General features: G+C 53.8%; 7 protein-coding genes. 2 read left to right on the top strand and 5 right to left on the bottom strand.

The window, feature by feature from the left end:
- The first annotated feature begins 3 nt into the window (after nucleotides 1-3).
- Together CKW19_RS11510 and CKW19_RS11515 are read left to right on the top strand one after the other, a co-directional pair.
- Nucleotides 4-2,559, top strand: a complete 2,556-nt coding sequence (locus CKW19_RS11510) for a chromosome partitioning protein ParA (RefSeq protein WP_241485576.1) — start codon at nucleotides 4-6, stop codon at nucleotides 2,557-2,559.
- Nucleotides 2,495-5,923, top strand: coding sequence for a DNA-binding protein (locus CKW19_RS11515; protein WP_256580324.1), 3,429 nt, complete (start codon nucleotides 2,495-2,497; stop codon nucleotides 5,921-5,923). Before CKW19_RS11510 ends, CKW19_RS11515 begins: the two co-directional genes overlap by 65 nt.
- 147 nt (nucleotides 5,924-6,070) lie before the next feature.
- Here the strand turns inward: CKW19_RS11515 and CKW19_RS28720 are convergent, their stop codons facing one another.
- Genes CKW19_RS28720 through CKW19_RS11535 form a run of 5 tightly spaced genes read right to left on the bottom strand, consistent with a single transcriptional unit; the run spans nucleotide 6,071 to nucleotide 12,714 of the window.
- Nucleotides 6,071-6,241, bottom strand: coding sequence for a hypothetical protein (locus CKW19_RS28720; protein WP_160012833.1), 171 nt, complete (start codon nucleotides 6,239-6,241; stop codon nucleotides 6,071-6,073).
- Nucleotides 6,231-6,566: a hypothetical protein gene (locus tag CKW19_RS28410; RefSeq protein ID WP_143500324.1), complete on the bottom strand. Its 336-nt coding sequence runs from the start codon at nucleotides 6,564-6,566 to the stop codon at nucleotides 6,231-6,233. Before CKW19_RS28410 ends, CKW19_RS28720 begins: the two co-directional genes overlap by 11 nt.
- A gap of 42 nt (nucleotides 6,567-6,608) precedes the next feature.
- Entirely contained in the window at nucleotides 6,609-9,395 is a 2,787-nt protein-coding gene (locus CKW19_RS11525) for a DEAD/DEAH box helicase (RefSeq protein ID WP_095057985.1), read from the bottom strand.
- Entirely contained in the window at nucleotides 9,392-11,335 is a 1,944-nt protein-coding gene (locus CKW19_RS11530) for a phospholipase D-like domain-containing protein (RefSeq protein ID WP_095057986.1), read from the bottom strand. The genes CKW19_RS11525 and CKW19_RS11530 overlap by 4 nt, the downstream gene beginning before the upstream one ends.
- Nucleotides 11,332-12,714: a hypothetical protein gene (locus CKW19_RS11535; RefSeq protein ID WP_095057987.1), complete on the bottom strand. Its 1,383-nt coding sequence runs from the start codon at nucleotides 12,712-12,714 to the stop codon at nucleotides 11,332-11,334. Before CKW19_RS11535 ends, CKW19_RS11530 begins: the two co-directional genes overlap by 4 nt.
- Nucleotides 12,715-13,397: the final 683 nt, after the last annotated feature.

Genomic DNA, 13,397 nt, shown 5'->3' on the forward strand with positions numbered 1-13,397 from the left:
GGAATGGAACACGTTGGCGAATTGGAAGATGCCATGAAGCAGGATGCTACGAACCATGCGGTGCGCGAAACCGACATAGCACTTCGGGAGCAGGTTCTCGCCGGGCTTGAACGATCCATGTTTGAACGCGAACAGCGCATTGTCGAGGAAAGTCGCGCGCTTGTAGAAAAAAAGACCCAGCTCACCCAGCGTGAACAAGCGCTTATCGGCGACGAACAAAAGCGCGACGGGGGCTTCGCCGACGAGCGTGCCATCCTGAATGCCGAATTGCGCGATAAACGCATCGATACCGAGCGCGAGATTGCAGATAGCCGCGAGCAGAAGCTTGCCGCCCTTGACGATGAAGTCGCCAGGCTAAGAGCCAAACGCCTGGCAGATATTTCCAGCGCTGAAAACATTGAGCGCGATCGCATCCGTGCCGATATATCCAGAGAGCGCGAAGCATGGGACAAGCGCCAGGACGAGGCACGACAATTGCTCGACGCTAAACACTCCGAACTTGCAAGGCAAAAAGGAGCGCTGTCGGCCCTGCAAGGCGAAATCGAAGGGCGAAAACTGGAGCTTGAAAACTCCGAACGGGCTCTGGAGCGCAAGGATCAGCGGCTGGAGCAGCAATCGCAGAGGCGTATCGAGCAACTTGATGAAGAACTCGGTTTGCGCCTGGAAGAAGCACGTAAATCACTGGATGCGCAAAAACAGTCGTATGTGGAGGAAAACAACCGCCTGCGACAAAGCCTTGCAGCACAAACCGGCCTGCTTGGCGCATTTGAGCAGTTGAAGCGGCAACTCGGTGGCAAAGAACCGGTCGAGATCCTGCGCGACCTGAACAGTCAAACCGATGAGCTGAAGCGCTTGCGTGAAGAACTGGCGACGCGGCCCACCGAAGAGATGCGCGAGCGGCATCAGGCACTTGAGCTGGAAACTAAACATCAGAAGGCCCGTGCAGACGAGGCTTCACGGCAATTAGAAAACAATAGAGCCGCTGCCGCGGAAGCTGGCGATCTACGCCACAAAAATTCCGAACTTGGCGCGGCAATTAAGTCTCTGACGCAGCAGGCTTCTATCTTTGAGGGATCGGCCAACGAGGCACAAGCCGAACTCAATCGCCTGCGTGCTGCTTATGAACGTCCCGCTGAAGTCCAGGCGCGGCACAAGGAAATCGAGATCCCGCACTTCAGCGCGGAAAAAGCCAAGCCGCCAGTCAAAGCCGAAATTGACGAAATGACATGGCTCACAGGTATTGGCGGTGCCTGCAACACATATGGTTTGCACTTCAATCCCCGTATCCTGAAAGCATTCCATACAGCGCTAAAAACGGCCGAATGGTCTCCCCTTACCGTGCTCTCGGGCGTTTCCGGCACCGGCAAATCCGAATTGCCTCGCCTCTACTCACACTTCGGCGGTATTTTCTACGAGCCGCTTTCAGTCCAGCCAAACTGGGACTCGCAGGAGTCCATGCTTGGCTTCTTCAATTCGATTGACAACAAATTCGACGCCCAGGCGGTGTTGCATTTTCTGGCGCAAAGCCAGAAACGCTGGAGTGATGATTATCCGGGGTTGTCAGATGCCGTCTGCCTCGTTCTTCTTGACGAGATGAACCTTGCCCACCCTGAACTTTATTTTGCCGAATTCCTGAGCAAGCTTGAGCTGCGGCGCGGCAGGAAAGGCGAGGATGTACCGTTCCTGCCCGTAAAAGTCGGTGCTGGAATGCAACCCTACAAGCTCCCACTCGGCCGTAATGTCCTGTGGGCAGGAACGATGAACCAGGATGAAACAACCAAGTCACTCTCCGACAAGGTCATCGATCGCTCCATCATTATTAATTTCCCGCGTCCTACCGAACTTAAACGTCGCCTGAAACTAATGCCACTTGATGACTCCAATCGTGGCCCTGCGTTACATAAAACATCTTGGCAGAGCTGGGTGGTTCAGGGCAGCAGTTTCTCGGAAGAAGAGATCAAGCCATTCAAGGAGTTCATTGAAAAAATGAATGACGCGCTGTCGGTTTCCGGCCGCGCGCTTGGCCACCGAGTCTGGCAGTCCATTGAATATTACATGGCAAACTACCCGGATGTTCGGGCTGCTCAGAGGGCAAAAGACAAGCACCTGCTGGCGAAAGCGATGCATATCGCTTTTGAAGATCAACTGGTGCAAAAGGTCATGCCCAAGCTTCGCGGCATCGATACGCGAGGAAAAAGCCAGACTGAATGCCTCGACAAAATCAGGGGCCAGATCGTTGCCGGCATTGGCGGCCAGAGCTTCAATCTTTCCGAAGATTTCGACCTTGCCTGCGAACTGGGCTACGGCCAGTTCATCTGGCAGTCCGCAAACTATTTGAACAGTGCCGACACAAAAATAACAGTTCTCAGTACCGAGGCGCTCGCAAACACGACCTCTGACAATGACGAAGAACCCCATCCGTTATTTCAAATAAACGAGCAGGACCAGAATAAACGCCAAAAAGCATGGAACATGAAGCCCGCTAATAAACGGAATGAACTACGCAAGCAACTGGACGAAAATGCGAGGGCTGGAAAAATTGTCGACCATGATATCTGACCCTTCCCAATGGGTGAAAATCAAGCTGCCAGATCTCTATGCCAACTACCGAGGCGTTGGAGAATATAGTGACGTAGCGCGGATATTGTTCGAGCAATCAGACTGGTTTTGCTATGCCGTCGACTTTGATCCCAAAAGCGGACAGGCGTTGCCTCAATCGCTATCCTCAGTGCTTTCGAAGATTGCCAGGTACGCGTCACCAGAAACAGGCGCACTGGTACGCGATCGCCTCTGGCGCATCACTGAACATAGTCGCGCTTCAGTAGAGCGGCTTTTCCGTGCACTTAACGAAACACCACGTCGTGAACAGGCGATGCTGCCTGTTCACGCAGTGCGAGAACTCGACGCAACCAGTTTCATCAAGCTTAGCAATCGCCCGGGACGCACTCTCCGGGAAAAGCTCTCAGGGAACCCTTATCTGCAGGCCGTCCGTAGGTTCCAATCCGTCGACCTGCCGGAGAACCGCCTTCTAAAAGCGTTTGTTGTTCGCCTTGCGCAACTGCTCGAGTTACGCAGAGATTGCCTCGGTCACGAGGACGACTTGCTCCCAACAATCCACATGTGGCTGCGCTGCGACGAAGCGCGGAATATTGCGCGATGGGACAACCTGCCGCCTAACAACACCCTCCTATCGCACCGTGATTACCGACGCGTATGGGATGCGTGGCGCTGGCTATCGACTCTGGATGACGACACCGCTGGTGACCTGTCAAAACTGAAGGAGCGCAACCAGACGCTGCGCACCTGGACCACATACGCGAAAATGTGGACCGAAGGAGCGCACCGCTTCGCGGACATGCCCATTTTTTTCGATTTCGAAACATTCGAAATTCGTCCGTGGCTGCCAAATGTTGCGGTTCAGCAAACGCCAGAAAAAATCCATCGGAACGTCGGCGTTCAAGGAATCTCCACTCCGGTTTGCGTGGATCTCACCCTGTTGCGTCCACGCTATGCCGCTGCTACAACCGCCAAATCCCTGCCCGATACTTTCCTTTGGCAACAGTGGAAAAACGATGACGATGCAGTGGCTATCGAACTCTTCAACGCCGATGCCGCCTACCATCATCCCCATGTGTCAACGCTTTCCGTTCCAGACCTTTTTTTCTCCAAAACCACCTCCGAGCATCTGGACCGTGCCGCACGCGCATTTGCCTCCAGGCTACACGCCGTGTTCAGGAGCAATACGCTTGTCTGGTTGGTTCCCGACGTACTCAACGACTTCGAACTCGATGTCGTGCGCCGCAATCTCAACGCACGCTTCCCGGACGCTGAACCTCTCCCCCGCAGCGTTGCTGCCGCCTTTGAACGAGTTGATTACTCAAAAGTAAAAGATGGTTTCCCCATCGTGGTCATTGATACCGTAGGCGGCAAAACGTGTGTCACCAAACTTCTTGCCAAGTTCGACCCCGACATTAAAAGAAGCCTGCCCGAAACCGGTGGCTTTTATTGGGAACGGCACCCCCCGATAGTCATCGCAAGCGCGGAATCGGAGATACCTGAACAAAAAAATTCCGATATTGCTTCCGTTGACGCGCAAGGGAAGTGGTGCGATGCGACTCGAGCAGTGAGACCACCTGTCATTGATGCATCGACCCTGAAACGTGATTCACGCATAGGGCCATTTGCATTCGCGATCAACTTGACGGAAAGCCCGGTGACCGGAGGCATTCGCCTCCACAATCTGCAACAACGCGCCGGAGCAATTGCCCTCTGGCGCGACCAGGTTCCCGAGCTGTCGATCAAAGTACTGAAAGATGGACGCCACCAGCGATTCCATCTCGTGTCGCGGGGTACAACCGTCAAACCAATTCGTGGCCGGCCGGTCATCATCCACGTTGGCGAAGATTTCACGCTTCCGGCCGGAAAACCGTTCTATCAATTCCCGCTTTTCCTGGGTGAGAGTTCCGAAGATCTCGGTTACTCGGCCCGCCTCGACTCCACTGCATTTCCATTGAGAGAAAACACCGTTTGCAAACTTCACCTAACTTTTGAATACGGTGTGGACGACCCCTACAAACTACTCTTCATACCCCACGACGACACTTTCCAACCGGTCCGTGCCACATGGCAGCGTACGCAAGAGGTCAGCATCACTGATAACGCTCCTGCTCCGGAGTACCCTGCTCCCGTAACATGGGCGGACTTGCGCCGCGTGCCAAAACCCAACAGCAATGAGACATCTGATTTGCCTAAATGGGTAACAAACGCAATCGGCCGACTAGACCAGGATTTTTACACCCGCCCCAAAGCCAGGACGATCGGCGTAATAAAAATGGACTGGTGTCTTGATAAAAAAGGAGGGCATTTCACCTTTGCCGATAGGGACACCACCGAGGGTCAGGTCTTTATTCATCAGAATAATTTAATTCACGGACTGAATCATGCTGACTTTACCCAGGGAGATAGCATTTCATTTGAACTTCAAGAAAAAGAGGGAAAACACTACGGTCGTAAAGTGGCCGCGCAAAATCATACAGAAACAGAGCGTCTGAAGGATTTAGACGAAGCATCAACCAGAAGCATGGTCAAAAAAATACGCAGCGGACTCTATTATCCCGTCATACAAATCTGGTGCGACGGACGTTCGATCGACGACCCGGAATGTCCGAAAGAGTTTTCCGAGTCAACCCGAGACGATATTCGGTATCTCGTTGCGTTACTGAATGAAAGCGCTCTTCCAGAGCCTATAAAAAACGAAATATTTTTTTTAATGTGTTGCATGGGCAAGGACGCACCCGACGAGTGTGTTCAGTGGCTAAACGAACAGGTCGCCAGGGAGAATGTTTTCAACCCACGAGCACTTGGTTTTTCGCTGGGCAGTGTATCCGAGCCGTGGCAGAAACAATTATTGTCGAAGCTTATGGAGCACGCCACGGAAAGCGCTCTCCGGGCTTTTGCTTATGCGGTTTGGCGAGACCAGCACTTCATTGAGAAGTTTGATTTGGCACAGCTCAGGTCAATGCTTGATTTGCTGAGCGCGAAGCTGAGTCAAATCAGATCGTGCCCACCAAGGCAAGGCGAAAATGACAAACGGGTTACCGTCAACTGGACTCGCGCTACAGCAGAATTACTCGAGCTTCTACTGGGTTTGCTTCGCGTTCGTGATTCCTCAGACGCTGAAATCAAGATGCTCCTTCAGCCGCATCAGAGGATTACCAAGGAACTGGCTAATAAGGTCGAACGGGTGACGGAGTTAGTCGCGCAGTCAAGGGTCGGTCTCTTTTCCCGGGTGCAGATCAACATCGAGAAGCCCGACGGTGACCACACCCCTGACCTGCTTTTCGCCCTGCGGCTCTATCTCACTGGCGACGATGGCGCAAACGCGATCCACATCACCAGCATCTCCGATAACCTTGAGGAATGAGCAACAGGGATCCGACATCAAGCGCCTCCGAACCCACCCGCCCCGGCAAGACTTTACGCCATACACGGAGTGGGATCTAACGTATGTTCATTTGAGTCATGCACATGAAAAAGAGTGGTGCCTGGGTTACCCCGCAGGCACTCCCCCCTACGCGGGAAGATGCTTGCGGGTTCCAAAATAACCGGCAACGTCCGGGATGAGCTCCGCCGCTTCCCAGTCCGCTGGGATTCCCTGCTGAATCTCACCACTCGCCGTCTTCCTCAGGTCAACGGCAAACAGTGGATCAACAACGGCATCAGCCTCGCGTTTACGCGCCATGAATATTTCGATCTGCTGGCGCTCCAACATGTTGCTTAAATGTGGATAGTGGACTTCCAGCCACGGTGGCGCTTGCGCGCCGTTGCCCGTCTGTATCAGACGGCGTTCTATCTGCTGAAATAGCGGTTGACCCGGCCAATGCGCTGTTCAAGATCGCCAGACGTCCACGCCACGCCACGCCATAGTACATGGCCCGATCACAGAAGAGGTGCAGATTATCGACTTCCCGAATGGTATCGGTGCCAATCATGACGTAAGGCAATCCGGGAGTATTGAATTGCTGGATCGGACGTTTATGACCTTGGCTGTTACCGGTAATACCCACGACCGGATCCAGCTGATGCAGGAAATCGAAGTCTTCACTGGGTCAGTTTTCGGTCAGCGGCAACACCTCGAGGATAGATTCGAAATAAGGCTCATAGTTTGTGGACAGATCGCCCTGCGTAAAACTGGCTCCGTAGGGGTCATTGATTAATGTGCGCCCTCGATCAACCGGCGTCTGCAAGAACTGCTTCCACTCCTGCGTATTGCTCAACCGCACCTGCTTGTCAAAAGTGGCCTGAACGCAGGCATCCATCTGCTTTTCAACTTGATGTTTGCGCGCGATGAACGAAGCGACCTGGTCCTCATCAACGGACCCCTGCAGAAAGGGATAATGGATGCTCAGATCAGTATTACCGGCATGTTTCAGACGCTGGTTGACGCAACCGAACAATCGATCAAGGCGCCCGACCCGCTGCTCATTGTCACCGGGTGACCCAGCCAGCCCGTAGTGATGAATCTGATGACACTGCATGTGCAGATTGACTCCCTCCTGGAGCACAGAAGTAGACACCAGCACATTGGGATAGAACGGACTGTTGAAGCCAAGGATCAACCGCTGCCGACTATGACTATTCTCTCCACTGGCATACAAGCCCGGGCTGGTGAGACCTTTAAGAATTCGCCACTCATGATCCCAGTGATTGAGACCGTGATCAATGATCTTGCCGCACAGCTGATCGAAGGTTTCAAGCGCAGCAATGAAGTAGCGCAGCATCAACGACCCGTCAATCCTGCCGCTCACCCACTGATAAAAACTCCGGTAATTGCCATGCACATTCCTGTCGCGCCTACCGCGTCGGAACTCAACAAACCACCCATAAAGCTCGACAATCACCGGGCTCGCATGCAGGAAGCCAGCTTTGAGATAATTGCCAAAATTTTCCGCAACCGCCTTATCCGACTCAGCCCAACACTTGAGTTTTTGTCGAAGCAAATCGGGTAACCGGGGTACCAGAAGCGACCAAACGCTAAACATGGGTTGATCGAACTTGCCGTCCGGCTGTACACGATCACCGATCGCCAGCTTTAGCTGTTCCTGATTGCCCCAATGTTGAAAACGAGCGAATTTAGCGGCATTGGCATAGTCCGCCCTCTTCGCATCTGCCTGAGTGTAATAGCCGGTATAACCCGCCTCCAGATAGTCAGATGCAGGCTCCAGAAACAATGAAAATACACTTTCTGGCTTGCTGAAGCGCAAACGTGAATTGACACAGTCGATCTGGCCACCCAGCTCCTTTTTAACCACGAACAGTTCAGCAATACGCGATGCCAGTTGGCCGCCATGCTCGTCGCTGTCCTCGTCGTCGCCAACAATGTCCGCAGCCTCGTCCGTGACAAACGCATGATCAAGTCCGGAAATGAGCTGATCATAAGACGCCCGCGACCAGCCAGTCTTGCGCCAAACGCCCACCCGAGGGTCATTTAAGGGTATGCCCCAGGCCTGAACAATTATGCCTGCCAGTAACTCGTCATAACGCTCATTGACCCGTTGAGTCAGTTCGCGGACCGAGGGAATACGCCGCACAAAAATCAAATGCTTATGGTCATGCAGCATCTTGTCCTGACCATACAGGTCCTCGGGCACACACTGATCAATCAACGCACCGTATTTGGGGTGGTCGGGAAAGGTACCAAACTGCTTGCGGTAATCCCCCGTCAGCTCGCGTAGAAGCTCTGTATCACTGGCCGTGGAAAAGTCCTCGGCAGCTTTGTCCACAATTTCTATAACCTCGTCATCATCGCTGCTCTGAGCCAAAACCGGGAGATGGCCCATCGACTCAAAGCCCTCAAGATAACCATACATAAGGCTCTTGTTTTCTTTCTGCTTGCGCAGATCCGCCACCAGCCTTTTCTGATAAAGCGCGAAGAACATCTCCGCATTCGGCCGCCCCTCAAAGCCAGCGGGTATGGCTTTCTCATGCCGATAGTGGCGCTTACTGTACAACCCCCCAGCGCCTTCCATCAGCCGCAGTCGTCTAAGGGCATACTTCTCCAACAATGCTTTGGTTCTAGCCGAGCCACTGAGCGCTGCCAGCTCGCCTTCGGGGTCAATCTCAGTGAAGTAGCTGAGAATACTCTGCACATCGATCAACCGAGAGTGACTCGGAGTTGCCGTCAGCAGTAAATTCTTCGCCCCCAGTCGATGTCCTTCGGCACCAAAAAGTGCACGCGCAGCACTGACCCGCTGGGACCCACCATTCAAATTCCGCAGGTAATGCGCCTCATCGACGATGATCAGATCGAAGCCGGACTCACCCAGCTTGTTTTTGAGCCGCTGATGAATGATCCCGGCTGCAACTTTGGCCGCACCCGCTCCATCGGACTTGTCCTTTTTCGCCACCAGCCCACTGAGGGAATGAATGGTCGTCAGGTATAAATGCCCGGTTCCCCGCTCAACCTCATTCACCAGATCATCCAGTCGATAACATTCTTGTACCGAGGGCACCGGTCTACCGTCGACACTGCTTTTCACACTGTGGTCGGCCTCGCGGTAATGCTCACGTACAAAAGTTTCGAATTCACGTCGCCAATGCCGGCAAATATCCCGGCCTGGGGCCATGACCAACACACGCGCTTGCGGCTTCAACTTCCACAACAAAGCCGCCACACCAAGCGCCTGAAAGGTCTTCCCCATGCCGACCTCATCGGCCAGCAGTGCAACGCCATTGGCAGCAAGCAAGTTCCATAGGTAAGCCACGCCTTCGGTTTGTTTGGCCGCCATCGATTCACGATTATCCGGCGCATAATGCCAAGCGGGGTCATTGCGCTCAAAGTTGATCCAGTGCGAGACACGCTGCGGGTCTAACCCGCCCCAGGTTGGCGAACTCATTGTGTGCCCCACTTGCCACTGATTAGCTGATACTCCTGCTGCAAGCGCTGACGATAAGCATCGTTGGCGCCAGCCGGTAATTCAGGCTCCGTAATAAACAATGCCCGCCATCGCGACAGCGGCACGGACTGCCCATTTTTGGGTAAGCGTTGACGAATACGAACTGCCAATTCACACAGGCCATTAACTTCCTGAGCCAGAAACCAGCTGAACACATCGGCGCCGTTTTTTCCGATACGTTCAGCCGCTTTCCCTACCAACTCCTCCAGGCAGCCCGGCCGACTAAAGACCCAGCGTTCGAGCGTATGAATGTGCTCAATCTCATGAAGTCGCGCGGCATACTGGTAGCTGGCAGAAAACAGCCGGAAGTAGCTGATCTCGCCTGAATCTCCCACAGCTTGCATCGTATTGCTCCCATCCCAGGTCGCCCCGTCCAAAAGCAGCTCGCCGCTCTCGGTTTCTCGCACCCGGTAGCTTGCATCTTCCAGCGAAGGTTCGTTACCGGCATACGTCATGGCGTCAAACAGACTTTTTAAATCATCGTACTGCTGGGCGCGTCGATGCTGCGTGTGGGTTTCGATCAGCATGCCAACGTGGCAAAGCTTGTCCCCCCTAAACACTCTGAAGCAGTGGTCGGTGAGTAGTGCGCGCACTGTACCTATGGGCAGATCAGAGATCTGGAGGGCTTTTTTCTGCGGCATCCAGTGCAGAGGAAGTGGCTTTTCATGGTCAGGCAAGCGCAGGGTAAAGTCCTGCTCCGGCGAGCAAGCTGCATGCCACTGACCTTTAAAACAGTAGGTCTGGCTGGCCCAGTCAAACGTTACGGCAATATCAAACGGCAGGGGTTCAGGCGCCACAAGCGCCTCGGCTGCCAATTGTTCATCCGTAGCAAACAGGCCGTCATGTGCATCCAGCACCTTACCCAACAGCGGATCAATCGGACTGTTGTCAGCAATAATAAAGCCCGCTTCGATGTTGTTGTGGCGCCCGTCAGCCTGCCCGCCGACTCGTGCATTGGCCCCCGCATGGGTAAAGTTCCAGGAACCGATCGCCAGGTGCCTGGAAGTCTTCCAGAGTTTGGCGTGGCACATGGACATCCGCTCATCCAGCGCGCGCGGGTTCTGGCACAGAATCAGTTCTTTGTCCTTGAACAGTTGCCCCAGCGCGTCACTCCACTGGGTCCGCAGGTACTGCCCATCCACTCGGTCCGCCACCAAGCTGACCTTCAGCTGGGGCTGGTTGAAGTTCTGTTTCAGATCACGAATAAACCCTGCAAGGTCTTTGGGAAAATACGGCGACCACACCGCCAGACGCTGCAACGATTTACCACCGAATAGTTGGCTGATGAATGCCTCACTCTGGAAGCTGTGGCAGAAATGCACGGGAGACTCGCTTCGAGCAAAAACTCTACGTTTTTCTAAGGGGCACTCCTCGCCCACATTGGCAAAAACAGCCTGAAAAAACGCTTTCAACGACTGGTAAAGCGCCAGGGTTTCCACCGATACAAAATGAAAGACTTCCTGATTGCGCCCCCAGCCACTGAGCGTCAGGTTGGCACTGCCCGCACCCAACACGCGGCCATATTCCCCCTCCAGATAAATCACTTTGGCATGGAAAAGGCTGTCTTCGGTGATCCCCAGGCGAGTCAGCTCAACCTTGTTGCCCGGCGATACTCCATATACCGGTATCGAAGTGCGCTTGTTCTGATCGGCACCAATAAAGCGCCGATCGCAAAACACCCGAAAGTCAATGCCGCTATCATTCAGCACCAACTGCAAGGCCTCATAATCCATACGCGTGCGTGGGATCTCTGCCCCCAGTATTGTGGGCAGCAGGTAGGTTTCGATAAATTCGATATCAATATTGAAGCTTGTCAGCCACACCCGCTTCAGCTTGCCGCAGACTTTGATCTGTTCGGCAAAGGCATTCAGCAGTTTCATGGCTGCCCCCCCCGGTAACCAGCCACCAGATTTCGGAACTGCGGGATGTAATAATTATTCACCCAACGCCCGGCTGGCCATTTTTCAGCGGTCGGTAAAGTCGTAGTGCGGGCATTGACTTTAATCCGCTCAAAATCCTGCGCTTGCACCCAAGGCTGCTGCCCACGACCACGCATCACCCCTGCGTGATAATCGAGCAACCCGCGCAATTGCTCGGCAAAACTTCCTGTACGGGACAGCTTCAGTAAATATCCCAGGCGTTTTTGGCCGGTGCCGGTCAACACGGAAGTCAGCGACGGCAGTTCTTCTATCTGGCTAGCAGCGGTTGCCAGGGTATTGGCATTACGACCAAGCGCCTGCCAGTGGGCCTCGATCTGCGAAATACTCTGATTCTTGGCATGACGCGCCAAGGTAAACATCAAATCGGCTTCCGCCAGCAGAGGCTCCAGAGTTTGTACGTGAAGCAGTTTTCGCTGCTCCACGGGATCGCAACAGTGCTGACGACCCAAAGAAAACAATTGTTGTATGGGCAAAGGTAACTCGGGCGACTGCTGCGCCTGTTTATCGAGCACACTCAACAGAGCACCCGCAGCGCCGCTAGCCAAGCCGGTAATATCCAGCCAGAAATCACGGGTATCCGCACCCACTTGGCTTGGGCTTGGTAGCGCCTTGCGGTAGGCATCCAGCAGGCTGACCGGCAAGTCATCGAAGGAGAACGTAGACTTGCGCCGATAGCCTTGCAGCAACTCCATCAGATGCGCCTTGGCTTCCTTGTACAAAGCTGCCAGTCGTTCACAGCCTTGGATCAGCAGGTGGCTTTTGTCCCACAGCTTGGCCGCTTCGGGCTGATGGTGGTAGTTGTAGGTCGCGTTGAAAAAGCCCATTTCCATAAAGGGGGTCTTGTAACGCCCACTCACGCCTAGCCCCAACTGGCGTAAGAGTAGGTAGCCTGCTTTTTTGTGGGTAAATTGAAGCTTTGGATTGCCTTGTGCCTCTAGCCGGGCACGGGCCTTACTGGCCCCCAGAATACCCAGGCTTTCCACCCCTGCATTGGCAGGTGCAGCGACCATTGCATAGGTAAAAAGGTTTTCCAGGTAGACCAAACAAGCTTGACGTAACGCCAGACTGTGTTTATCGCCTACCTCTTCGACCAGCGCCTTGCTGGGTTGCACGGCATCGTCGTCGCACAAGTCGCGAATCAACGTATGGTGCAGCAGGTTGAGGGTGTAATTGCGCACGTCGTTGGAAATGGAATTGACCCGGTTGCGGAAGATCTGCTGGCCAAAGGCCGACCAGATCACCAGCACGCCTAGAGGGTCGATATAGCTGTCGCCGCTCAGCTCGTCATCGTATTCAGTCAGAAACCGGTTTAACTGCATTGCATTCCCTTGTTTGAAGCTGGCCCGTTATATCCCCCACATCCCGTCAAGAAAATTTTCCAGCGCATCTCAAGCGGAGCCACTTGAGTGATGTGGGGTAAGCGACTTGAGCCTTCGGCTCAACACGAACGATGGGATGAAATATCTTCGATATACCAAAGGCATAAAGCCGCCACGGCCACCATGACTACACGCGGAGCCATTAGCTGAGCAGTGCTGGCGTCATCCCAAAATTTTAATAATGTCGAAAAATCCACATTTCAGCCTTCAAGTTAGCTTTTATGAGCTATCAACGCTTACGCAGGAAGAAACGCAGGACATCCCGGCAAGCTTGTTCCAACGATGTTTTTTAGGAATGTCTGGATGCCTGATCCTTAAGCAGGATGCTAAGGATATGCAGCGTAGAGATGGGCGCTCAGAGAAGAAACGTCATCCTTGCGAGGCAAATATCTATTCATGTCCTTTTGCCAGCACGATACGCTTCATCCCTCCGTACGGCAAAGCCATATGCGAACGTCAGCCGACCAAGCGTGTCGCTTAGTTAAGCACATGAAAACGACAATCCGACTCTGAGGATCCTCATGCCCAGGGCGCGAATCACGTGAAGTCGAGCTCAGCCCCCATTCAACATCTCTCGAACACTTCTGTCTGCGCACTCAGCCCTATCAGTCCAAGCGAGAGTA

The organism is Pseudomonas sp. Irchel s3f7 (assembly GCF_900187615.1).
Taxonomy (GTDB): domain Bacteria; phylum Pseudomonadota; class Gammaproteobacteria; order Pseudomonadales; family Pseudomonadaceae; genus Aquipseudomonas.